This window comes from Vibrio owensii, from assembly GCF_002021755.1.
Lineage (GTDB): Bacteria > Pseudomonadota > Gammaproteobacteria > Enterobacterales > Vibrionaceae > Vibrio > Vibrio owensii.
In genome coordinates, this window is sequence record NZ_CP019959.1 from 588,660 (window position 1) to 614,394 (window position 25,735).

A 25,735-nucleotide genomic window follows, 5' to 3' on the forward strand; every position below is an offset into this window, starting at 1 on the left:
CCATGCTGCAATTTTCAAACAAAGAAATGGAGAATATTCGTCATCGCGCGACGCCTTCTGTCATCAAAGCGCTTAATGAAGATAACCAAATTGTGCTTAATCACGAAGTCCTAGTTCCCGAAGACGGGCGTGCGACTTGGAACCTATTCTATTATTGCCCTGAACATGGGGTGAGACTGACTTGGGATCGGAATAAACCAACGTCTCATTGCTGCCCTGTTGATGGAAAAACATTTACTGGTGAGCCGTACGACGGTGCATGGTGGCGCTGGTTGAATGGGTTAAACGCCAAGGCGTGTTATGACCTAGGGCTGCTGTGGCATCTGACCAATGAAGACCGTTATCTAGAGAAAGTGAAACAAATACTGCTCCAGTACGCAAAACACTATCCAGACTACGAGGTACACGGTGGCATCCCTTACAATGGCCCTGGTAAAGCAAACGCACAAACCTTGTGTGAGGCGAACTGTCACCTTGATTTCGCTAGAGGCTATGACTTCATCAAACAAGCTCTAACGCCAGAACAGCAAGCCTATATCGAACTGCGGTTACTGCGAGAAGGTGCGGATTTTCTGGTGGAACATCGCACCGCTCAGCTGCATAACCATGAGATGAAGATCAACGCGACCATCGGTGTGATTGGCCTTATTCTTGATGAACAACGTTATCTCGATTTCGCACTCAACACCGAATACGGACTGCACTATCAGCTAGAACATGGTTGTATCGGGGAAGGCATGTGGTTTGAAGGCTCGATCCACTATCACTACTACGCGTTACAAGCCTTGCTGAATTTCGAGAAAATGGCACATCAAACCCCGTACTCTGTCAGCTCGAATCCTAACTACTTAAAGTTACTGAAATTCCCGCTACAGTTGGTAATGAACACCGGTGATTTCCCTCGCTTGAACGATTGTATTGCAGGACAAGAAAAGCTCACTCATGCTCACTTGTTTGAATTTGCCTACAAGCAAACACCGTGTGAAGAATTTGCTCGTGCCTTAGCCAGCATCTATCAAAACATCAGTCGCGATAACATCAATGCTTTGCTCTATGGCGTGGATGAACTTCCTCAAGTTAGCCCGTTACTTTGTCACTCAACACATAGCGAAGCCGCTGGCTTGACCATTGCCCATCATCCAGCATTGAATAATGCTCTGTTGTACAAGCACGCGCCGTATGGCGGTGAGCACGATCATTATGACCGACTCGGCTTTATCCTAACGCGTAATGGCAAAGAGATTTTACCGGATTTAGGCACAACAGGTTATGGCGCAGAGCTGCATTACGGCTATTACAAAAACACCGCCACACACAATACATTGGTGGTGAATCAGCAAAACCAGTCCCCAATCCACCCGCAATTACTGGGTTTTACACAAACTGAGAATTACACCACCATCGATGCCGTTGTGGATTGGTCACAGCCAGAAGCCAGTGTCGATAGCCATACAATCGTGCAATGGGACAAAGAGGCGTATCAAGATGTTATGTTCCGTCGAGCCTTCATTTGGCTTGATGATGTCGCCATTGAGCTAAATAGGATTCTCAATCCACACAACCAACAATTGGATCTGACTTATCACGTTCGAGGTGAACATCTTCTCCAACCAGAAAACGTGCCTTGGAAGCCAATTACGAACCCACTATCCGGAGCTTTAGCACGGATGACGAATACACAGATAAGCGAACCAAACACGGCATTCGCTCTTAATTATGAAATAGAGGGTCAAACAGAATTCCGTCAACACATCTACGCAGACTCACCTGTTGAAGTGCTCATTGGTAATGCGCCAGACAATCCCGCAACGTCCGATCTCGCTTATTCCTTGATTCGCTCTCATGCGCACGAGTTGAATACCTTAGTGCTTCATGATCTTTCGGAACAGAGTAACTACCACGTCAGTGACGTAACTTGGGGTGAGGAAAGTATCTACTTCGTTCTATCGAACACAAACGGCAGTAAGCACATCAACTGCACTAGAATCATGTATGACTTTAAATCGGCAAGAATCACCATGTTTGAGCAGGTGCCATAATAATCGCCATCAAAACAAGGCTAGCTAAATGCTGGCCTTGTCTCTTTAAATATTCCTTTCTATACATGACCTTCCAATTGCAAATAAGCGCGCGTTATAAGCAGCACGCTTGAAGAATGACACTGATCATCTTTTGAACAAAATCCCGAAATATAACGTAAAACCGCAAGGGCGAAATACGCAACCTGTAACTAAACTTTGGGAACACTAACCCCAGTTAGGGAGCAAGAGATGAGCGACAAAAACAATCACTCCAAATGTCCTGTCATGCATGGAGCGAATACCAACCAACAGGCAGCTGAATTCAATTGGTGGCCGAAAACCCTCAACCTCGACATTCTTCATCAACACGACCAGAAAACCGACCCGATGGGTGCGGATTTTAACTATGCCGATGCTTTTAACTCTCTCGATTTAGAGGAAGTAAAAAAAGACCTAAAAGATCTGATGACCGACAGCCAAGATTGGTGGCCAGCGGACTGGGGTCACTACGGTGGCTTAATGATTCGTATGGCGTGGCACTCTGCGGGTACTTATAGAATTGCGGATGGTCGTGGTGGCGCAAGCCGAGGTAATCAGCGTTTTGCTCCACTCAACAGTTGGCCAGATAACGGCAACCTAGATAAAGCACGTCGCCTACTTTGGCCAATCAAAAGAAAATACGGCAACAAATTGTCTTGGGCCGATTTGATGATTCTTGCTGGTAACATGGCTTATGAATCCATGGGCTTTAAGACGTTTGGTTTTGCTGGCGGTCGTGAAGACATTTGGCATCCTGAAAAAGACATCTACTGGGGCGCAGAAAAAGAGTGGTTGCAACCAAGTGGCGGCGAGAACAATCGTTACTCTGGTGAACGCGATCTAGAAAACCCACTTGCAGCCGTAATGATGGGCTTGATTTACGTAAACCCTGAAGGGGTCGATGGCAAACCTGACCCAATCAAAACTGCACACGATATGCGTGTCACCTTTGCGCGCATGGCAATGAACGATGAAGAAACCGTAGCGCTCACCGCGGGTGGTCACACCGTGGGTAAAGCACATGGTAATGGTGATGCTTCCCTACTCGGCCCAGAACCGGAAGGCGCAGAAATCGAAGATCAAGGCTTTGGTTGGCTCAACAAAACCTCTCGCGGCATAGGACGTGATACCGTCACCAGTGGTGTGGAAGGTGCGTGGACCACTAACCCAACCAAATGGGATAACGGCTACTTCCACTTGTTATTCACTTACGACTGGTGGGTTACTAAGAGCCCTGCGGGTGCTGCTCAGTGGGAGCCAGTAAACATCAAAGAAGAAGACATGCCGGTGGATGTGGAAGACCCAAGCATTCGTCGCAATCCAATGATGACCGATGCGGATATGGCGCTTAAGTTTGATCCGGAATACCGCAAGATTGCAGAGCGTTTCCGTGATGATCCTAAGTACTTCGAAGATTGCTTCGCTCGCGCTTGGTTTAAGCTGACTCACCGCGATCTAGGCCCTAAATCTCGTTACCTCGGCCCTGATGTGCCAGCAGAAGATTTGATTTGGCAAGATCCCGTGCCACCTGTCTCTTACCACCTATCTGAAGAGAACATCGACGCACTCAAGATGGCGATTCTCAATAGTGAATTGAGCATTGCTGAGCTGGTTTCTACTGCATGGGACAGCGCTCGTACTTACCGTGGTTCTGACCGTCGCGGTGGGGCTAATGGCGCACGTATTCGTCTTGCTCCGCAAAAAGATTGGGTAGGTAACGAGCCAGAAAGATTGCAGAAAGTGTTGAGCGTGCTCGACGATATTCGCACCACACACAACTCGCCAATTAGCATGGCGGATTTGATTGTGCTCGCGGGTGGCGTAGGTATCGAGAAAGCGGCATCCAACGCAGGTATGAATGTCTCTGTGCCATTTAGCCAAGGACGTGGAGATGCGACGGACGCCATGACCGATGCCGATTCGTTTGACGTGCTTGAACCAATTCACGACGGCTTCCGCAACTGGATAAAATCCGATTACGTCGTAACGGCTGAAGAGCTGTTATTGGAAAGAAGCCAATTGATGCAACTGACCGCTGTCGAGATGACGGTGCTCATTGGTGGTATGCGTGTTCTTGGCACCAATTATGGTGGTACGAGCCAAGGTGTATTCACCGATAACGTCGGCGCACTGACCAACGATTTCTTCGTTAACCTCACTGATATGAGCTACACATGGCATCCAACCGGTGATAACGAGTACGAAATCCGCGAACGCGCTTCTGGCCAAACCAAATGGACAGCGTCACGTGTCGACTTGGTATTCGGCTCTAACTCGGTACTGCGCTCTTACGCTGAGGTTTACGCTCAGGACGATAACAAAGAGAAGTTTGTCCAAGACTTTGTCGCAGCTTGGGTGAAAGTGATGAACAACGATCGCTTCGATCTATAACGCTTTCCCAGACGCCGACAAACATAAGCACCAAAAAACTTAGTAACCAACTAAAAATCCCTACCACGTGGTAGGGATTTTCTTTAGTAAGGTACCCAATTTGGGGGCTTATTTGCCGTTTAACTTCAGGACAGAAAAGGTCGCACTGCTGTAGTCGCCGTTCTTCTTATCCGTCTCGAAATCTCCCGTTCCTTCACAACCTGTCGCCCAGAAGTTATCACCAGTTTTCACGCTACATTGTCCGTAAGCGCCCGCTTTAAAGTAGAACCACTCGTTCGCATAACCTTTCGCGAAGTCTTTCTTATCCACTTTTCCATAGGCGTCGACGTTATTGCTCAAGTCGAGTTCATACTTCACGGTTGGGTGGCCTTCGGCTTCGAACGCAAGCTGCATAATGTTACCTTCAACTTTTACGCTGTAGCTGAACTCTTCACCAAGTGCGATGCCTTTGTCTCCCGGCTCGGCGTTGCTTTCCCATGTATTCCCCCATACCGGATAAGCGATGTCTGTGCGATCAGGATCCGCTTTCGCTAGGTTGCGTTCGTATGTCCAGAACACCGATCCCATCTTATGGTTAGGCCATTTCTTGTAGAAGATTTTTAGTGGTTCGTTGCCGTGTCCAAACCCTGTGTTCGCCTCTAATTGAGCCGGATCTTTGCCTGCATGAATCTGCCCTACCACGACGGAATACGCTGGGTATTTTTCTGGATTCTGAGAGCGCGTAGCAACGTGGTTTACTTTTAACGTCGCTTCTAATGTTCCTCCTACTGCGCTGAATGATTCCGCTTGAGGGTGCGCAGCAATCGCCCAGTTGTTTTCTGGTGCTTTCACACTGATATCGACATCAGTGCCTCGACCCATTTGGCGCAACTCAGAACGCGCGTTTGTAGAGCCCTTTGTTGTCACCGCCATGTTCGGCACTTCAAAGACCATATTGTCGTTTTCATCTAAGAAGAAAAATTGGTGATGTGAGTAACTGAGCATCGCCACCCCTTCGATTTCATCCGCTCGACCGTTGTTGTCTTTGTCCATTGGCAAGGTGATTTTCCAGTTCATCATGTCGAACTTATCCGCAGGCACTGGATGAGGTGTCTGATTGTGGGCCAAAGCGGTCATTGGTAGCGTAGTAAGTAACGCGGCAGCGAGGAGATTCTTGTTCAGTCTTTTGCTATTACACATGGATTTGGACTCCCTTATTTATGTATTATTGTCGTACATATTAATTATTAATCCAGAGATTAAACCGAACGGAAAATCGGGTGTGTAAAATCGCTCACAGTTTGATCATTGCAAGTTCTACTTGGATCAAACTTTAAGAAAAAGTGATAGATAAAAGCAGGTTATTTAAACCAAACACTCAGCAGTAAACTATAGAGACAAAAAAGCCCTCATCATTGAGGACTCTTTACTAGACGAAAAATCAAAATAAAAACGACAAATTAATCATACATAAGCTTCTCAGCTTTCTTGAGATCAAACTCGTTGAGTGATTTACGCGCCAAGTGCCTAAATGGCAGTGCTTTCACTATTTCTTCAAATGGCATAACGGCGAACGCCCAAAAGAAAGAGAGATCCCAATGCAGAATGATCAATGCACACAATCGGATGGACACAATCCACTGACCAGTGAAGTTGATCTTAAAGACTTCTGTGGTCTTGCCCAACGCACGTAACACGTGACCGTGTACCGTATTATAGCCACGAACAATCGGCAGAAAGACGTATAACGGCGCGATAGAAGCAAGGGCAACGTAGGTACTTGGATCTAGGTCTGGGTATAAATCCGGTAGAACAAAACTTAAGGCCAAGAAGAACGCCGCCGAGACAAATGAGATCATCACTGCCATGTCGATGCTGATATCAACATTCTTACGCAGCTCATCCATTTGTCGTGACCCAATCGCTTGGCTGATCGTGATCGCCGACGAATGCGCCCAAGCGGTGATGAACTGAGTCCCTGCTTTGATCCAAGGCATCACGATGGTCATCGCTACGTAGGCGTTCAATGTCAGCTGTGAGTACAACAACATGTAGATAGTCGCGCCGGTTTGCAACATGGTTACGTTTGCTGCAACGGGGAATATCTCTTTAAAGTGGTTCAGCGTGTTGGCCTTCAGTGACGCATCTAGGTTCTTAATCGACAAGACGATGGAATCATCCCATCGAATACAAAGAGTTAAGTACAGCAATCGAATGGTGATGGCGATTAAGCTGCCTGCTGCCGCGCCTTGCACACCAATGCCCTCAAAACCAGCAAAGCCATGAATCAAAACGTACGACATTGCCATGTTGACTGGCAACTCAATCAAGTAACCTTTGAACGGTACTTTGGTTCGGCCAAGTGCATTAAACAAGGCGATCATAACTTGGGTAATCGCGTTGAAGATGATGATGAACTTGGCGACAGCGAGGTAACGTTCAGTCTCTGCATAAAGAGCAACGTTGTCGGTCAACTTACTGATCAACGCTTTGTCGAAGGCGGTAATCAGTGTCCAAAACACTACTGCGACCAAAACGTTGATAATTAAGCCCGCCCAGAAACCTTTGTTCAGCGACAGGTGTTGCCCAGATCCAACTGCACGACTGAGTACCAACTGTGAGCCGTTCGCCAACGCCATTTGGATACCTAAAACAAAGGAGACGATGGTGGTGGCAATACCCATGGCGGCAAGGGAAACTTCACCGAGCGGTGAGACAAGGAAGGTGTCGATCATTAACATCGACTGCATTAATAATGCGTTCAAGGCCAGCGGCCAAGCAAGGGAGAGATTTTTTCTTATATAGGGTTGGGAAGACATGGTAGACCTTTCGGAGTTTTCACAAGCGCAACTAGCAAGCAAGCCGTTGCCGCTAAACGTTGGCCTTGCCCTATCCTTTCACCGTTAGAGCAAAGCCAAATACACGTTGATTCATCAACCGTTGACGACCTGAGCCAGTTTTTGGTTTTCGTCGTTAAGCAATGTATGCGACGCGATGCGAGCTTGGTCTCCATTCCCCGCCATAATGGCATCGTAAATCGCGCGATGCTCTTCAATACAGAATCGACCGCCTTCAGCTGAATGATCGATAAACTGCTTGAAGATAGTCGACAAGATATTGCTAAACGGAATGTAGAATTGATTGCCTGTTGCAAGGAATATTGTCTGGTGGAACAGGTGGTCGTTGACCGTCCAATCGTCATAATCGAAACGATTGGCCGCCATGGTCATACGCTGAAAAATGACCGACAATTCTTTGCGTTGCTCTGCTGTTGCGTTATTCGCCGCTAAGGCACAAGCCTCTGGTTCAATCGCTTTACGCAGCCCCAAAAACTGAGCCAGAAACGGCTCGGTATCTTCTAAATCTTGAATCCATTCCAAGAGTTGAGGATCGAGAAAATGCCAGTGGTTGCGAGCACGAATGGTCGTCCCCACCTTCGGCTTTGACTCAATTAGCCCTTTTGCTGATAGCAGTTTGGTTGACTCGCGTAATGCTGTGCGACTCACGCCAAACGCGTCACAGAGATCCATCTCATTGGGTAGCTTTTCATTTTGGTTTAGCTCACCTGACAGTATTTTGCGGGCGATTTGTCTGGCAACTTGCACATGGATCTTGCGGTGTGAATCCTCCACAAGAGAAAACTTTGCCATTTGACGCTCCTTATAATTATGCTTCCAGTGCCTTAGCACTTGATAAATGATCAAAAAAAGCCAGACGAAGCTGGCTTTTTGAGGTCAGTGTATTCGTCTGAAACGAAATAGGTCAGCGCTTATGGCGCCATTTGTCCGCCGTTTACATCCAGCACTTGGCCAGTGATGTAACCAGAACATGCATGTGAAGCGAAGAAAGCAAACGTTGGTGCTACTTCTTCGATTCGACCGAAGCGACCCATAGGGATACCGCTTGCGATTGCTGCTTTCAACTCGTCAGATTTACCATCGTGGAATGCGGTGTCGATAGTGCCTGGAGAAACGATGTTGAAACGGATGTTGTCTTTAGTGAACTCTTTCACCCAGTTACGGTGAATGTCGTGTAACCAAGCTTTTGATGCCGCGTAGATACCAGCACCAACACCGCCACCTTCACGAGCTGCGATAGAGCCAGTGCTGATCACACATGCTGTCTCACCAGACTCCGCTGCCGACGCACGTAGGTGCGGAATTGAGTATTTGGTTGTCATCAACGCAGAACGAGCGTTCAGATCCATCACGCGGTTGTAGAACTCATCATCGATGTTTTCTAGGTTTTCACGACCGCCAAGACCACCAGCGTTGTTGATTAGCACGTCCATGCCACCGAAATGATCGGTAAATTCCTTAACCAGTTTTTCGCAATCTGCGGTCACCATAAGGTTCGCTTGGAAAAACTTAACATCGCCACCAAGTGCAGTTAGCTCAGTCACTGCTGCATCTGCGTCAGGACCGGTTTGATGACTGTTAATGCCGATTTTCGCGCCGTATTTTGCGAACACGCGTGCCGCCGCTAGGCCCATACCTGACGTAGAACCAGTGATAAGTACGCGCTTACCTTTCAAATCGTTAAACATGACGGTTTACCTATGTTAGTTATTCGTGCTTTCGAAATAAATCATACAATAAGATCTTTCAGTCGCAAGCGTATTTGCGCCCAATTGAGCGAGATCCGGCAAAATTCGTCAGTTTTGCGTTGCATTTGTGGTTTGGGTCACAACAAGTAGGATTTTACAGTCATTATTTGTATGAATAATTTAACAGCTTGATAGCGATAAAAACGATATTGAAGAAGCGGTCAAGTCAACGCAATCATTGATTGTGTCTAGTGGAAACACGCGTTATGTGAACCTTCTTATATTACGTTCACATCTGCTTGGTGGGTGGGGGCAAGAGTGCTATAGTACGGCTTAAATAATACATATTTAGTAATTAAGTGAAGATTATGTCTGGCGAATTTCATTCTATCTCAGGCTCTAAGCGAAGCCTTCATGTGCAAGTAGCGCGTGAAATCGCACGTGGTATTTTGTCTGGTAAGCTCCCTCAGGGCTCTATCCTACCTGGCGAAATGGTTCTTTGTGAGCAATTTGGCATCAGCCGTACTGCACTACGTGAAGCAGTGAAATTGCTAACGTCGAAAGGTCTACTTGAGTCGCGTCCTAAAGTTGGTACTCGCGTCATCAACCGCGCTTACTGGAACTTCTTAGATCCTCAACTGATTGAATGGATGGACGGTCTTGCAGATACTGACCAGTTCTGTGGTCAATTCCTTGGTTTACGCCGTGCGATCGAGCCAGAGGCATGTGCACTTGCTGCTATCCATGCGACTGCGGAACAACGTATTGAATTATCTGAAACTTTCCAACAGATGGTCGACGTTGCAGAAGCGGAAGAGTTTGATCACGAAAAATGGATGGAAGTGGACACTCGCTTCCACAGCCTGATCTTCAATGCAACAGGTAACGACTTCTACCTACCGTTCGGCAATATCCTAACGACGATGTTCGTTAACTTTATTGCGCACTCTTCGGAAGAAGGCAGCACTTGTATCAAAGAACACCGTCAGATTTACGATGCAATCATGGCAGGCAACGCTGACAAAGCGCGCCAAGCATCAGCGAATCACTTATTAGACTCTAAGCACCGCTTAGCGCCAGTAAAATAAGTTCAGCGACAAACCATTGAAAGCACGCGTCCTTCGCGTGCTTTTTTGTATCTACTCCCCTCTTGCTTCAGCAAGAACCCTCTCTTTCCTCACAAAAAACTTCTTATTCAGTGATACTTTGATTAAATTTAGATATATAATAATACAAATTAAATTTATTAAAGTGCTGTGTTATGACTGAATCTTTGCTGCCAAACATCCTGCAATTTATTGGGCAAATCGACCCATTCGACAAGATCCCAAAACCTGCCTTGCGTGAACTCGCATCGCACGTGCAGATTACCTACCTTGGCAAAGGTGAAGTCATTGACCAATGCGCGACAGGCCAAGAAAAGTCACTCTACATCATACGTACTGGCTCTATGGAGCAAAGAAAGTCCGATGGTGTGCTACGTGCGAAACTGGGGCCAGAAGACATCTTCGGCTTCACCTTTCTTGGCAGCCAAATCGACAGCACGAAAGGCTATCGTGCCATCGCGATTGAGAACTCACTGGTTTATGTGATTCCCAACTCGGCGCTTAAAAAACTGTTCGAAACCCACCCTGAATGTGCAGAACACTTTGCTTCTCAGGCGCAAGTTCGTTTGAAATCTGCGCTGGATGTGGTGTGGTCAAATAAAGAGAAAGGCTTGTTCATTCGCCGCGTTGGTGAGGTTGCCAGCGGTCGCGTTGCAGTGGTAACTGCCGACCAGTCGATTCAAACCGTTGCAAACGAGATGCTAACCAAATGCTCACCATGCGCCGTGGTTTACGAGAACGACAAAATTGTAGGCTTGATTACCGACCGCGATATGACCAAGCGCGTTATCGCACAAGGGGTAAGTACTGACCGCCCTATTTCTGAAGTGATGACCCACGATCCGCAAACCATCAAACCGGATGATCTCGTCTTACACGCCGCATCGATGATGATGCAGCACAATATTCGCAACCTGCCATTAGTAGAAAACAACAAAGTCGTCGGCGTACTGACTACGACACACCTTGTGCAAAACCACCGTGTGCAAGCCATCTTCTTGATCGAGAAAATCAAATACGCAGGCAGCGTAAAATCCCTGTCGAGCTTTACCCCAGAGCGCCAAGCTATCTTTGAAGCGCTAGTTGATGGGCACGTTTCACCGGAAGTCATCGGTAAAGTGATGACGATGATCATGGACGCTTACACGCGTCGCTTGATTCAAATCGCGATTGATAAACTTGGTCCACCGCCATGTAAGTTCTCATGGATTGTGGCTGGCTCTCACGCTCGCAACGAAGTCCACATGTTGTCGGATCAAGACAGCGCGATTGTCCTTGCTGACCACGCGACAGAGAACGACCGAATTTACTTCAAGCACCTTGCTATGATCGTCAGTAACGGCCTTGCGAGCTGTGATTACCCTTTATGTCCTGGCAAGTTTATGGCCGCAACGCCAAAGTGGTGCCAACCTCTGAGCGTCTGGAAGAAGTACTACAAAAAATGGGTTGCCAACCCAGAATACGAGCGCTTGCTAAACATCAGCGTGTTCTTGGAAATTCGTACCCTTTACGGCAATAAAGATTACGAGCTCATCTTGCGAGATGAACTGCATACCAACATTCGCAGCAATCGTGAGTTCCTCTCCATGCTTGTGAACGATGCGGTGAACACCAACCCACCGTTGGGCATCTTCAACAGTTTGGTTTTGGAGAAGTCGGGTGAGAACAAGAAGACGCTCGATGTGAAGAAATACGCCATCAATCTGATCATTGATTTGGCGCGCATTTACGGTTTGGCGGTTGAGTGTGATTTAACGGCAACCGACGAGCGTTTCAAAGCCGCGAATGAAGCGGGCGTATTAAGTGAAGATGCTTACAAGAACATCCTTAACGCGTACCAGTTCATCTTGTCGTTCCGTTTTGGTCATCAGTTAGAAGCGCTGAAACGCGGTGAAGAGCCAAATAACCACATCGACCCAAATACATTCGGTAGCTTTGAACGCCAGCACCTGAAAGACGCCTTCCGTATTATTGCTGACTTGCAAGAAGCGGCGAAAGTGCGCTTTGGGAGCCGTTAATGAAGCGAATCCTAGAACACTTTCATCCTTGCTCGCGTCTGAATCGAAAGCGCGAGCAATACGTGAAACATACAACCATGCCAGAGCACATCAAAGCGCTGGTTCAAACGCCACGTCTGGAAGCGGCGCAATTCGCACAAGACGCCAATTACATTGTGCTAGATTTGGAAACGACCGGCTTAGACAGCGAAGAAGATCTGATTTTGTCGATCGGTTGGGTAGACATAGCGAATGGCAAAGTGGATCTGGCCACCAGCCAGCACATGTACATCAATAGCGATTCGCAAATCAAACCAGAAACCGCGGTGATCAACCATATTACGCCGCAAATGCTGTCCGAGGGCGTTTCAATCCATGATGCCATGCGAGCGTTTTTCCATGCCGCCAAAGGCAAGATCTTGGTCGCTCACGCTTGTATGGTCGAAACCCAATTCATCAATCAGTATCTACATCGTGTGTTTAAACTCAGCGAACCACCTTTGGTTTGGCTCGACACCATGTGCATTGAAAAACATCTACAGAAAGCGATTAATCCTCGTGACGAAATTGATGTCACTCTCTCTGGCACCCGCGCTCGCTATGGCTTACCTGAATACAATGGGCACAATGCGTTAGCGGATGCGGTTGCGACTGCAGAGCTGTTGTTAGCACAAAAAACTCGCATTACTCCTCAAGGAAAAACCACCATCGGTACCCTTTATCGATTGAGTCTCTAACTCTCTAACCATTCCAATATGAAAAAATCTGATGTCTCTAGCGCCATCTTCCTTTTGGTGGCGGCGAACTTGGTTGCGTCTCTTTCTGACGTTTCCCTCAAAATGCTTAATGGCGAAGTACCCACTTTTCAATACGTCTTTATTCGCCAATTAATCAGTCTGGTGTTGCTGTTACCTCTTTGGCTTCGTTTGGATAAACGAGAACGTCAAATGGGATGCGATTGGATCACCTTCTGGCGCGCGCAATTGATTCTGATAGGCAGTGCTAGCGCTATGGTAGCGATCACGCATCTGCCATTGGCGACAGCGAATGCGATTTTCTATGTCGGTCCATTATTGGTGCTGCCACTGTCGGTTATCTTCCTTAAAGAAAAGCCCTCCAAAGGCAAGATTTTCGGTACTTTGATTGGCTTTGGTGGCGTCTTAATTGTGCTTCGTCCCGAACATTTCCATTGGGCCGCAATCATTGCTCTCGGCAGTGCGCTTGCCATCGGTGTGGGCAACATCCTTATTCGCCGGATGCCACAAGAGCAACCTTTGGTGTGCACCTTGTTTTGGACAACGTTAATGACATTACCAGTTGCTTTGTTGCTCGCCTACCCTCAATGGCAAGCCATTACGTGGCAACACCTGATGTGGATTGTGGCGATTAACTTGTTTGTACTTGCCTACCATGCCTTGGTGGTCAAAGCGTTTAAGCGTGCTCCAGCGAGCCAGATTGCATTGGCTGAATATTCTGGACTGGCGTTTGTGACATTGTTTGGCGTGATGTGGTTTGATGAAATACCTGACCTGTTTACCGCACTCGGGATCATTCTGATTGTGCTGCCGATGATGCCGCTTAATTGGCAGCGTTTATTGGGTAACAAGCGTCGAGTAGAGACTGCGCAAGAAGTGTCTTAATCACTTTAAGCAATAAGTTAAATACTCAAGAGGAGCACAGCGCTCCTCTTTTTTATTGTGCTTAAGCTATCTTGCGAATGTCTTTGCCGATGACCACTACCTCGTTAGTAATAGAGCTTAATGGTTTCGAGTTTGTATGGTGGATGAAGGTAAGGTTCGAGTTCGCTACGACGATTGTTGAGTCTCTCTAGCAGCTTGTAGGCAATAAAGTAATGGTTAATGTTGCTGACGTAGCGTATCGGCTCAAGTCCAATGTATTGCCGCGTCACCACTTCCACATTGCCAAACCAAACATTAGGGTCATACCCTTTTTCTTTGGCGATTCTTCTCATCTTCCTCATGTTACCTGGCCCTGCATTGTAGGCTGCTAGACAGAAGTAAATGATGTCGTTTTCGCTGATGTTTTCATCGTTAAAGAAATACTTTCGAAGATAATGCATGTACTTCAAACCAGCGTGAATATTGGGTTCTTTTTCGTAGATATTGGAAATGTTGATGGCTCTATCTCTCGCCGTAGTCGGCAAGATCTGCATGATGCCCACCGCCCCTTTGTGAGAAATGACGTTTTGGTTCAATCCGGATTCTTGAAAACCCTGCGCCAACATCAACAGGTGGTTGAATTGATACTCCTGAGAATACGCGTAGAAGATATCTAGCAATTCTTTAGAACGAACTGCATTGTCTCGGTTAAGGAACTTTCTCAACCACTTGTCGTTTTCGAGATACCTTTCATTGACCACATTGCCGAACAAAGTTCCTATCCGAACTTCCTTGATGAACTTGTTCACCGCCTCTTCTAACTGAGGCGAATCTTGTCGTATCCCCCAGCCAATCTGTGCATTTTCTCTGATGGTAATTTGATTATGGAATGCCACGCCGGGAAAGATATTCCCCCACATCCCCGTCTTGTGTCGGTCGAGCACGGTGATATCGATAATGCCTGCACTGACCATTTCGAGAACCTCATAATCTTGCATGATCTCATCAAGAAACAAGATATTAATCAGCGGTTTGTTTTGTATCGTGAAGTAGTTATTTACCTTGGTTAAGCTCTTATGGTAACTCGAGCTTTCTCTCACCCAAACATCCAACCCACTCAAATCATCCACGGTTTTGATGTCTGAGTATCTGGTGTTGGTCACTATGATTTCTGAGACGTTTTCTCGCACCGGATCGCTAAACGCAATCTGCTCTTTACGCTCATTGGTAATGGTTAGATTCGCGACTATGACGTCACCATAACCAGCTATCAATTTGGGAATGAGTTCGTTTCTTGCGACCGGAATGACCTGAATGTTGATCGCCTTTTTGTTCTTTCTTAAGTAGCGTTCAAATTCATAAATAAGCTCAGAGATAATGCCTTTAGGCTTACCATTCTGGATGTAGTAAAAACCCAGATCAGCAGACACCAAAATTCGAACGGCTTTCTTTTCCTTTAGGGTATCTAAGTCCCCCACGTAGGGGTCAGACTTTAAAGGAGAGAGTTCCAATGCGGCACTGGTATGAGAGAAAGACCAAAGACACAGGACGATGCAAAGTATTTTACCCACCATGAGCTTATCCGTTCGCCAAATCATTAATGATAATTTTAGCAATAAAAGCTCACTGGCATGTCTTAGGTCTGAGCCTGACCTTGTTCGAAAACAAAAATAGCCCGCTTCGGGGGCGGGCTATTGGAAAGAATCTTAATTTATTTGTGGCTTGGGTTAGAAGCTATACGTCACACCAACACGGCTACGTAGCTGACGTGATGAGCTGTCATCACAAGAGCTGTTACATTGAACGTTACCGAATTCTACGTATGGACGCCAATCCCAACCTTTCTCTTTGTAGCCTAGTTTAAAGTTGTAGTCCCATTCGTACTTACCATCGCGGTTACCTAGCTTCCACTCATCGCTGAAGAAATCTTCTTTGTAGTTTGCTTCAAAACCAAATTGCCAAGCGTTCCAGTTGTAATCGATGTTACCCGTGATTTTACTCGCGTTCAGTGAATCGTGTTGTTTGCCGTCTAGACCTGTTGATGTTTTACCAGATGCGTAGTTGCGGAACTCGTGACGGTAGCGAAGCTTGGTTGTGATACCAGAATCGAATTTGTATTGAACACGAACCTGAGGTTTGTACGTTACGGCTTCGTCACCAAAGGTAATCGGCATCGATGTGGTTACACGCCAGTTATTATCAAATTTGAAGTGGTAGCCGTATTCGAATTCGCTATCACCACGCTGAAGCTCGCTCAAGTTGCCAGTGTGCTTCATCTCGACGCCGTAGTAATGGTTACCTGTGCTGCCACCAATTTTGATACGACCTGCCCACTGCTCTGAATCGTGTTTGTATTCTTCACGGAAGTCTAGAGACGCGGCTGAAATGCTACCTGCAAAAAGGGTTGTCGCGATCGCTAAAGCAATTTGTTTTTTAGAAGTCATAGTAATGTTCCACTGTAAATAAATTGTATTTCAAAGTGGCGACGCGCATACACGCCGCCCTTTTTAGGGTTTTATTGTTTTGGGTAAAGCAATTCGATATCGCGCTGAGCCCAAACTTCTGCCAAGTTCTTCTTCACTGTGAAGCGGCTAAAGTCAGTTTCGGTCGCCAGTTTCACCCACTCAGGTTTCTCCATCGCCACACCTGCTTTTAGGTAAATCGGTGTCATGCGCTCTACGCGGCGTGGATTGTCTTTCGCGGTGTATGGCCAGTCAGACGCAGGATCTTGATAAGTCGCCATTAGCTGAATACCTTGCGCTAATGAGCCACCTTTCTTGTTTTGGTAGTGCCATAGGTCGATGCCCACTTTGTCACCGATTTGAGCGATGCCGACCAATGGATCTAAGCTGAAGTAGTGGTAGTGGTATGCACGAGTACGCTCGATTTCGTGAGGTTGAGAGCCGTCTTTTTCGAACTGAGTGTCTACACGCATCTTGCCTTTTTGAACCATCTGCTTTGCGAGAGGCTCATTACCTAAGAAGTAAGCAATACTGGCGACTTGGAAGTCATACCAGGTGCCGTGATTGTTTGCCGCAGCAGCTTCGCCTTTCGGGCCACCTGATAGGTCATCAATAATCAACCAATCTAGGTATTCGCCGTACCACTGCGTGATTTGCTGTTCGTCTTTATCCGTCCAAGCAGGAGAAAGCGAGAGGATGGCGATTGAGTCCAGCATGCGATCGGCCAGAGTACGCGTATCAATAATGCCGCCACGACGACCTTCTGCACGACCAGGTACACCCTGACCGTAATTCACGTTCGGGTTCATCTTAGTTTCATCATTCATGAACCAAGTACGAACGTATTCGATACCTTGTTTTGCGTATTTCTCGTCTTGGCTGAAGTAATAAGCCAATGCTAATGCACGAACAGAACGAGTGAAGTGACCAATACGTTTAGAGTCTGTTTCAGCTGTTTTTGACGCAGGGTTAGTTTTGCCATCGTGACGAACCCAAGGAAGGCCATCTTCTTTCGATTCATCTGGCCACCAGTACGGGCTGATGCTCATGTAATCGTTTTTACTTCCGCTTGGTGGCGTCATACCTTTCGCCGTTACCGTAAACGGGCCATCTTTCATCGCCAGTTCTGCTTCTTCAATTAGACGGTCGTACGCGTCTTTCATTGAATCGCTCGCTTTATCTGACTGTAAAACAGCGCGGTTTTGTTCAAGCGTTGCTTCATCAAGGAACACAAAGTCTGCAGCAAGAGTGTTAGCACTGAAAAGAATGGCGCTGAGGCAGGTTGCTAGATGTAGAGGTCGTAGGGGTTTCATTATTATCGGCCTTATATCTTGAGTTAAAATACTACAAATATAGTACCCAGCCGATGTTGAGCGTTCTGTGAATTAGATCTAATTGTATGATTTATCCACGCTATCAAACTTTGTTACAACCACCAAAGTTTACATTAACTTATTGATATTAAATATATTACCAACATTTACGGCTCATTAATTGTCTTAATATTTAGGCTAAAAATGTGCTCTACCGCATATTTTTGCACCAAATGAGTTCATTTTTATTTGTCATACAATATAATCATTTCAAGTTTTTGAGACACAGAACATCAAATTGCTATTGACGCACACTTTTTCGCTCTGTCCTTTTCTATATAGAGTCCAATAACAGGTTAAGCATCGCTTGGTTATAGAGATGAAATGAGAAAGGCCGAGGCTATATAAGCAGAGGCCACTTATGTCAGGCTGAGACATAAATGGATAGAAGAAATAAGTAAGCAGAAGAAATAGCGAATAGAAGCAAAGTACAGCGAACAAGATGGATGCGACCAGTGAAACTTTCAACATTGAAGAATACTGTTTTGTCATCCTTACTCGCTGTTGCTCAAGTCTTGATGGTTCTAAGCAGCTTATTGTTACTTCCAACGGTTGTGGTTCTCATTGGACTAAAGTGGATGTAGCGGTTTGTCTTTTGTAACAGACACTTATAGAGACAAATCAACAGCCTGGTTTCGCTATCATATAGGTAGCAAGCCAAGGAAAACGCTTTATTGGTTATGACTAATTGAGTTTTTAGGAGTAGTGAATTAAGTGGGAAATGTTTAATACCAATCGGCATAAGTAAAGCGCCGAGCTCGAGCAGACGAGGATGATGACTTGTGTCGATTGGTATAGTTGCTCCCATATCATAACAACACTTTACAGAGCCTAGCTTTGTTGAACTTTGCAATGATTGTCGAAGATCTTACAGCGTAACGTGCTTAGCAGCGATGAGAGATATACCCCTCGAGTATCTTTCAGCTACATCCAGAACCTCGTTTCACTGTTCTATTGCAATCCAACAGAGCCCTTGGCTCAGACGGTATCAATACCGTTTTTCGCCCACGCATTACAGGCATGTCGTGGGCGTTTTTTTATCTGCAATAGTCATACAAATCTGACAATACTTCACACCTTCTTACGCCGTTATAACCCTTATTAACTAAGGCTATAAACGCTATTGAACCAATCGAGTGCACGCAAAAGTCATTGATAACTTGTCGTGATATTGACTTGGTGCACCCTTCCCCTTTTGAGTGCAATGTCAATATCCGATCACGATCACTTGTATGATTATTGAAATGACCCATTCCGGATCATTCGTCACGCTTTTGAGTTATTGTACTACAAATAAGCAAACTGATAGTTAGTATTGCCTCAAGACATTAAATAACGATCAAAAGGTCTAAAGATGGAACTCAATACCCTTATTGTAGGCATCTACTTTCTATTCTTAATTGCAATAGGTTGGATGTTCAGAACGTTTACCAATACGACTAGTGACTATTTCCGAGGCGGCGGCAACATGCTTTGGTGGATGGTTGGTGCAACGGCCTTCATGACGCAGTTCTCTGCATGGACGTTTACTGGTGCTGCTGGTAAAGCTTATAACGATGGTTTCGCGGTTGCGGTTATCTTCCTAGCAAACGCATTCGGTTACTTCATGAACTTTGCGTATTTTGCACCAAAGTTCCGCCAGCTACGTGTAGTAACGGTAATTGAAGCGATTCGTATGCGTTTCGGCACCACGAACGAACAAGTCTTTACTTGGTCTTCCATGCCAAACAGTGTGGTATCTGCTGGTGTTTGGTTGAATGCACTGGCGATCATCGCTTCTGGTATTTTCGGCTTTGATATGACAGCAACCATCTGGATTACCGGTTTGGTGGTACTGGTGATGTCAGTAACGGGTGGCTCTTGGGCAGTTATCGCGTCTGACTTCATGCAGATGGTGATCATCATGGCGGTAACGGTAACTTGTGCAGTTGTTGCGATCGTTCAAGGCGGCGGCATTACTGAAGTCATCAGTAACTTCCCTGTCGCAGAAGGCGGTTCTTTCGTCTCTGGTAACAACCTGAACTACCTAAGCATCTTTAGCATTTGGGCGTTCTTCATCTTTGTTAAGCAGTTCTCTATTACCAACAACATGTTGAACTCTTACCGCTACCTTGCAGCAAAAGACTCGAAAAACGCGAAGAAAGCGGCATTGCTAGCGTGTGTTCTAATGCTTGGTGGTGTATTCATTTGGTTCATGCCTTCTTGGTACATTGCGGGTCAAGGCGTAGACCTATCAGCCGCTTACCCAGATGCAGGCAGCAAAGCAGGCGACTTCGCTTACCTTTACTTCGTACAAGAGTACATGCCAGCGGGTATGGTTGGCCTTCTCGTAGCAGCAATGTTTGCCGCGACTATGTCTTCAATGGACTCAGGTCTAAACCGCAACTCTGGTATCTTCGTTAAGAACTTCTACGAACCAGTGATTCGCCGTGGCCAAGCATCAGAGAAAGAGCTGGTAACGGTATCGAAAATTACCTCAACGGTATTTGGTATTGCCATCATCCTGGTTGCGCAATTCATCAACTCACTAAAAGGCCTGAGCCTGTTCGACACCATGATGTACGTTGGTGCCTTGATCGGCTTCCCAATGACCATCCCTGCATTCCTAGGCTTCTTTATTAAGAAAACGCCAGACTGGGCTGGTTGGGGCACGCTGATTGTCGGTGGTCTTGTCTCTTACGTTGTTGGTTTTGTTATCACTGCTGACATGGTTTCTTCAGCATTCGGTCTTGAGCAGCTTACTGGCCGTGAATGGTCAGACGTTAAAGTCGCGATTGGTCTAGTTGGCCACATTACGCTAACGGGTGGCTTCTTCGTTCTATCAACGCTGTTCTACAAGCCTCTAAATGAGAAACGTCAGGCAGACGTAGATAAGTTCTTCGACAACCTATCAACACCACTTGTTGCTGAATCTGCAGAACAGAAAGTTCTTGATAACAAGCAACGTCAAATGCTTGGCAAACTTATCGCAGTCGCCGGTGTAGGCGTAATGCTGATGGCGCTACTACCAAACCCAATGTGGGGACGCTTAGTCTTCATCTTGTGTGGTGCCATTGTTGGTGGCGTTGGTCTACTACTTGTTAAAGCGGTTGACGACAACGGTACTCAAACCCAACAAGCGGTAACCGAAAGCTAAATCTACCTTATGAAGCGGTTGTACACAGCCGCTTCATTCTTCCCTTATCACTCAGGTCTATTTGTTTACTTTTTTGTTAAGTCCGTTGCGGTTGAGACATTAAATAATCAGCGAATTTAACAAAGAAATAATCATACAAAACAAGCAAAATGTATAACCAAAGTTTCTTGTTGAAACGATAAGCGAATGTAATTAACGGGGTTCCATACTGACAAAACTCATCATAAGTTATTGAATAATCGATTTTAAGTTCACAACCATCAGTTCGTGTAGATAGAAGCAGAAGAATGTACTGGGTCAAGCAGATTTCCAGTATTAATCACTTCATCACACAATTGAATTATTGTAGTACAAATAAATAATCGAACGGATAATATATCTGGCAGAAATCAATGACTATGAGAAGGTCGAAAAATGGAACTCAATACCCTAATTGTTGGCATCTATTTCCTATTCCTCATTGCGATAGGCTGGATGTTTAGAACATTTACAAGCACCACCAGTGACTACTTCCGCGGGGGCGGCAACATGCTGTGGTGGATGGTAGGCGCAACGGCGTTTATGACCCAGTTCAGTGCTTGGACATTTACTGGTGCGGCCGGTAAAGCGTACACCGATGGTTTCGCTGTAGCGACTATCTTCTTAGCGAATGCGTTCGGTTACTTGATGAACTACCTGTACTTCGCACCGAAATTCCGCCAGCTGCGCGTTATCACGCCGATTGATGCGATTCGCATGCGCTTTGGTCGCTTTAACGAGCAAGTATTCACTTGGTCTGGCATGCCAAGCAGCGTGATTTCTGCGGGTATCTGGTTGAATGGTTTGGCGATCATCGCATCGGGCATTTTCGGCTTCGATATGACAACCACCATTTGGATCACGGGTTTAGTGGTACTGATGATGTCCGTCACGGGCGGCTCTTGGGCGGTTATCGCATCAGACTTTATGCAGATGGTCATCATCATGGCAGTAACGGTGACGTGTGCTGTGGTTGCGGTAGTAAAAGGCGGCGGTATTACAGAAATCATTGCGAACTTCCCTGTTCAAGAAAACGGGTCTTTCGTAACGGGTAACAACCTGAACTACCTCAGTATTTTTGGTATCTGGGCAGTGTTCATTTTCTTAAAGCAGTTCTCTATCAACAACAACATGTTGAACTGTCACCGTTACCTAGCGGCAAAAGACTCTAAGAACGCGAAGAAAGCTGCGTTGCTTGCGTGTGTGTTAATGACAGTGGGCGTATTGATTTGGTTTACCCCTTCTTGGTTCATTGCAAGCCAAGGTGTTGATCTATCGGCGCACTACCCAGATGCAGGTTCAAAAGCAGGTGATTTTGCTTACTTGTACTTTGTTGAGAAATACATGCCAGCGGGCATGGTTGGTCTGCTGATTTCAGCGATGTTTGCAGCGACGATGTCGTCAATGGACTCAGGTTTGAACCGTAACTCAGGCATCTTCGTGATGAACTTCTACTTGCCGATTCTGCGCCCGAACGCGACAGAAAAAGAGCTGATGATCGTATCGAAAATCACCTCTACCTTCTTCGGCATCGCGATCATCTTGATTGCTCTGTTCATCAACTCGCTAAAAGGTCTGAGCCTGTTCGACACCATGATGTACGTTGGCGCGTTGATTGGCTTCCCAATGACGATTCCTGCGTTCTGTGGCTTCTTCATCAAGAGAACACCGGACTGGGCTGGCTGGGGCACATTGGTGGTAGGTGGCATCGTGTCTTACACGGTTGGTTTTGTCATCACACCGGAAATGATTCAAAACTGGTTTGATCTTCAGCCTCTAACAGGCCGTGAATGGTCAGATCTAAAAGTTGCGGTTGGTTTGATTGGTCACTTGGTGTTTACCGCAGGCTTCTTTGCTCTGTCGACACTGTTCTACAAACCGCTTGAAGAGAAACGCCAACAAGACGTTGACCGCTTCTTCAATAACTTAGCAACACCGTTGGTTTCTGACTCAACGGAACAGAAAAAACTGGATAACAAACAACGCCAAATGTTGGGTTCGTTGATTGCGGTGTCTGGTGTGGGTGTGATGGCGATGTTTTTACTGCCTAACCCATTCTGGGGACGCATGATTTTCGTGTTCTGTGGTGTGATTGTTCTTGGCGTCGGCGTGGCGCTGATGAGAGCAGTCGATGGCAACGCAGAGCGCGCTTCTGAGGGGGCTCCGATAACGGAGAACTCATAACGAGAAACAAGCGGTTGAGTATTCAACCGCTTTTTGTGCTTCTACAAAGAGATACATTATGAAAAAAACAATGCTTGCTGGCGTGGTTGCCGCGTCCATTTCTGCCCTAACCCTAGTAGGTTGTAACACTTCACCTTCTCAAACGACGGAAGCTGCGGCTCCCGCTGTTGTTGAAACCGCAGTGAATGACATCACTCGCGATTACTTGCTTGCTACGGATCGCTTAAACACAGTGGATGGCAGCGTACTTGAAGCGCAATCAGCAGACGCTGTGCAAGCATTGAAACAACAGATGGAGAATGCCGAAGACGGTACAACAATTACGATTCCTGCGGGTAAATACGCGGATCTTGATATCGTCACGGTAAAAGCCAACGACATTACCATCAAGGCGGAGCAACCTGGCAGCGTTTGGCTAACGGGTTTGGCTCAGCTTCGCCTTGAAGGTAACAACATCACTGTCGACGGTTTGGTGTTTACCGAAGGCGGCCCTGCTGAACGTTTCGGCGGCGTGCGTATGATGGGTAACAACAACACTTTGCAAAACTCTACGTTCTACTACTTCAACCACGCTTACGAATACCAACCGGACGAACGTCGCTCTGAATACCCGAAATACTTGTGGGTTTCACTTTGGGGTAAAGATGGCAAAGTGATCAATAACCGTTTTGAAGGTAAGCAAAAGCGCGGCACGTTAATTGGCGTACAAAAAGACGACACACCAGATAACCACCTTATTGCTAACAACATTTTCTTGGACCAAAAACCAAACCAGTTCAATGAATTCGATATCAAAGAAGCGATTCGCTACAACGGCAACAGCTGGGAAGCGATTCGAATTGGTGACTCTAAATCTTCTCAATGGGCATCAAACTCTAAGTTCACCAACAACCTGATGATTGATATGGATGGTGAGCGTGAGCTGATTTCGATTAAGTCAGGCGGCAATGAAATCTCTGGCAATACTATCTTTGAAAGTGCCTCTCTGATTTCTCTTCGTCACGGTAAAGCGAACGTGGTGAAAGACAACGTGATTCTAGGTAACGAAAAACTGCTGACTGGCGGTATGCGTATTTACGATGAAGACCACGTGATTGAGAACAACTACATCACTGGCACGCGCGGCCGTGATGGCAAAATTGAAGGTAATGCGGATCTGCGCGGCGGCATCGTGATCAATACCGGCATCATTGATGTAGCAAACGGCGAGCAACTAGACCAAGCAGTGAAAGGCAAAGAGCTCAACAAACAATGGACACCAAAGAACATCACCATTCGTAACAACACCCTTGTGGATACGGAATGGGGCATTGTCTACGGCAACCAAACGCACCGTGTGAGCCTGTTCAACAACAGTGAAGTGAAGAACATTTTCGCTGGCGTGGACGTTCACTTCGACAGCAACGTGGTTGATAACCACCAGCAAGAGCAATTCGTTAGCGTACGCGCGACAGAAGAGTTGCCGCTGGTGAATCCTACTTACAACAACGAAGTTTACGTCGGCACGGTGACTAACGCAGAGCAAATCGCTTCTTACTCGGTAGAGCTACCAAAAAGCGAGCAAGTGAAAGGCTTTACTCAATACCAAGGCGTTGGTGCAGATACGAGCAAGCTGTCTGTCGTAACGGCGGAAACAGCGGGGCCTGATTATCTCCTTTCAAACGCTCAAAAGTAATTCTGCTTTAGAGTTTGCTTCCAGTCTGGTGATACAAGCCAGACTGGTTTTCCTCTCCTTTCACCAGTAACCCCACAATAACTGAAGAAAATTTCACCACCCTACTGTCTCCCAAGATTGAGTTGTGGTTTAATTGTATGACAATTATAAAACTCTTTTCTTTTGCTGCGGATACACTCATGGATGCTGTTTTACATCAGTTGCAATTCTCGTTGTCGATCACTGGCCCCATCTGCTTAATGTTGGTGCTGGGTGTTATCTTCAAACGCATTGGGCTTATCAACGACAACTTTATCGAAGTCGGTTCTAAACTGGTGTTTCAGGTCACGCTACCTGCGATGTTGTTCTTGAGTATCGTCGTCTCCGAGCACGATTTCTCTGCGGCTAGCGGCTTCGTCAATTACGGCATTGTTGCCAGCATCGCGTTTTTCATTTTCACTTTTATCTCCGTCAAACTGTTCTTCAAATCATCACCCGACCAAGGCGTATTGATCCAAGGTGGCTTTCGCGCTAATACGGGCATCATCGGTATTGCTTATGTGGCGAATGCTTACGGCTCACAAGGTGTCGCTCTGGCCGCGCTTTATGTTGCGGTGACCACCTTTATCTATAACGTGCAAGCCGTGATTTGTTTGTCTCCGAAAGGGGCAACGTCTGGATCTCAAGCCGCCAAAATGATGGTAAGAACCTTAACGCGCAACCCGCTGATCATCGCGATCGTCTCTGGCATGGTGTTCTACCTTCTGTCGATTCCGGTTCCGGATGTGGCGATTGATGCCGGTAACTATCTATCGAAGATGACGCTTCCCCTTGCCCTCTTGTGTACCGGTGGCTCACTCGATTTAAGTTTGATGAAGAAAGAGAAAGGACCGTCTTGGTTTGCCAGCAGCTACAAACTGATCGTTGCTCCTATCGTGATTACCACAGGCGCGTATTTAGTTGGCTTTAGAGGGATTGAGCTTGGCATTCTGTTCTTTATGAACGCCTCTCCTGTGGCGGCAGCAAGTTATGTGATGGCACGTTCGATGGGAGGAAACTCCGTCTTAGCAGCGAACATCATTGCTTTAACGACCGTACTTTCAACAGTGACTTGTACCGTAGGGATTGTGATTTTAAAAGCGTATGGCTTGATTTAGAACAGCGATTCTCAATTGGAAAATCGCCGATGAAAGAAGGGATATCAACAAGC

The 25,735-nt window shown here is 46.4% G+C and carries 17 protein-coding genes; 10 read left to right on the plus strand and 7 right to left on the minus strand.

All coding sequences use genetic code 11. The annotated features are described in order from the left end of the window. Positions 1–2: 2 nt before the first annotated feature. On the plus strand, positions 3–2,039 hold the full coding sequence (locus A9237_RS02575; protein WP_078607585.1) for a heparinase II/III domain-containing protein: 2,037 nt from the start codon (positions 3–5) through the stop codon (positions 2,037–2,039). 231 nt (positions 2,040–2,270) lie between these two features. Further along, positions 2,271–4,451: a catalase/peroxidase HPI gene (katG, locus tag A9237_RS02580; protein ID WP_078607586.1), complete on the plus strand. Its 2,181-nt coding sequence runs from the start codon at positions 2,271–2,273 to the stop codon at positions 4,449–4,451. 108 nt (positions 4,452–4,559) lie between these two features. Here the strand turns inward: katG and A9237_RS02585 are convergent, their stop codons facing one another. From A9237_RS02585 to A9237_RS02600, 4 genes are all read right to left on the minus strand, one after another. Next, a complete protein-coding gene (locus A9237_RS02585) occupies positions 4,560–5,630 on the minus strand; it encodes a polysaccharide lyase family 7 protein (RefSeq protein ID WP_078607588.1) in 1,071 nt (356 codons plus the stop codon). A gap of 260 nt (positions 5,631–5,890) precedes the next feature. Then, positions 5,891–7,180, minus strand: coding sequence for an MATE family efflux transporter (locus tag A9237_RS02590; protein WP_237358425.1), 1,290 nt, complete (start codon positions 7,178–7,180; stop codon positions 5,891–5,893). 183 nt (positions 7,181–7,363) lie between these two features. After that, positions 7,364–8,080, minus strand: coding sequence for a FadR/GntR family transcriptional regulator (locus A9237_RS02595; protein WP_005437108.1), 717 nt, complete (start codon positions 8,078–8,080; stop codon positions 7,364–7,366). A gap of 119 nt (positions 8,081–8,199) precedes the next feature. Continuing rightward, positions 8,200–8,976 (minus strand): SDR family NAD(P)-dependent oxidoreductase, encoded by a 777-nt coding sequence (locus A9237_RS02600; RefSeq protein ID WP_005437107.1) that lies wholly within the window; start codon positions 8,974–8,976, stop codon positions 8,200–8,202. 368 nt (positions 8,977–9,344) lie between these two features. Here A9237_RS02600 and A9237_RS02605 point away from each other — a divergent pair, with 368 nt between their 5' ends. The 4 genes from A9237_RS02605 (at position 9,345) to A9237_RS02620 (ending at position 13,719) form a co-directional block, all read left to right on the plus strand. Then, the gene (locus A9237_RS02605; protein ID WP_020197014.1) at positions 9,345–10,064 is read left to right on the plus strand and encodes a FadR/GntR family transcriptional regulator; all 720 of its coding nucleotides are present in this window, start codon (positions 9,345–9,347) and stop codon (positions 10,062–10,064) included. 173 nt (positions 10,065–10,237) lie between these two features. Beyond that, positions 10,238–12,100, plus strand: coding sequence for a putative nucleotidyltransferase substrate binding domain-containing protein (locus tag A9237_RS02610; RefSeq protein ID WP_078607593.1), 1,863 nt, complete (start codon positions 10,238–10,240; stop codon positions 12,098–12,100). Continuing rightward, positions 12,100–12,816 (plus strand): 3'-5' exonuclease, encoded by a 717-nt coding sequence (locus A9237_RS02615; RefSeq protein WP_078607595.1) that lies wholly within the window; start codon positions 12,100–12,102, stop codon positions 12,814–12,816. Before A9237_RS02610 ends, A9237_RS02615 begins: the two co-directional genes overlap by 1 nt. 18 nt (positions 12,817–12,834) lie before the next feature. Next, positions 12,835–13,719 (plus strand): DMT family transporter, encoded by an 885-nt coding sequence (locus A9237_RS02620; protein WP_039987905.1) that lies wholly within the window; start codon positions 12,835–12,837, stop codon positions 13,717–13,719. Between the two features lie 104 nt (positions 13,720–13,823). Here A9237_RS02620 and A9237_RS02625 read toward each other — a convergent pair whose 3' ends face one another. From A9237_RS02625 to A9237_RS02635, 3 genes are all read right to left on the minus strand, one after another. After that, positions 13,824–15,272: an MltF family protein gene (locus tag A9237_RS02625; protein WP_078607598.1), complete on the minus strand. Its 1,449-nt coding sequence runs from the start codon at positions 15,270–15,272 to the stop codon at positions 13,824–13,826. Positions 15,273–15,425: 153 nt separating this feature from the next. Then, positions 15,426–16,142, minus strand: coding sequence for an oligogalacturonate-specific porin KdgM family protein (locus A9237_RS02630; RefSeq protein WP_020195684.1), 717 nt, complete (start codon positions 16,140–16,142; stop codon positions 15,426–15,428). A 71-nt stretch (positions 16,143–16,213) separates the two neighbouring features. Beyond that, a complete protein-coding gene (locus A9237_RS02635; protein WP_005437089.1) occupies positions 16,214–17,473 on the minus strand; it encodes an alginate lyase family protein in 1,260 nt (419 codons plus the stop codon). A gap of 1,414 nt (positions 17,474–18,887) precedes the next feature. Here A9237_RS02635 and A9237_RS02640 point away from each other — a divergent pair. The 4 genes from A9237_RS02640 (at position 18,888) to A9237_RS02655 (ending at position 25,682) form a co-directional block, all read left to right on the plus strand. Then, complete coding sequence (locus A9237_RS02640; RefSeq protein WP_078607600.1) at positions 18,888–20,669, plus strand: sodium:solute symporter family transporter; 1,782 nt, start codon at positions 18,888–18,890, stop codon at positions 20,667–20,669. Positions 20,670–21,083: 414 nt separating this feature from the next. Continuing rightward, positions 21,084–22,871, plus strand: a complete 1,788-nt coding sequence (locus tag A9237_RS02645; protein WP_041055056.1) for a sodium:solute symporter family transporter — start codon at positions 21,084–21,086, stop codon at positions 22,869–22,871. Between the two features lie 58 nt (positions 22,872–22,929). Next, positions 22,930–24,546 (plus strand): polysaccharide lyase 6 family protein, encoded by a 1,617-nt coding sequence (locus tag A9237_RS02650; protein WP_078607603.1) that lies wholly within the window; start codon positions 22,930–22,932, stop codon positions 24,544–24,546. A gap of 179 nt (positions 24,547–24,725) precedes the next feature. Further along, positions 24,726–25,682, plus strand: coding sequence for an AEC family transporter (locus tag A9237_RS02655; protein ID WP_020195677.1), 957 nt, complete (start codon positions 24,726–24,728; stop codon positions 25,680–25,682). Positions 25,683–25,735: the final 53 nt, after the last annotated feature.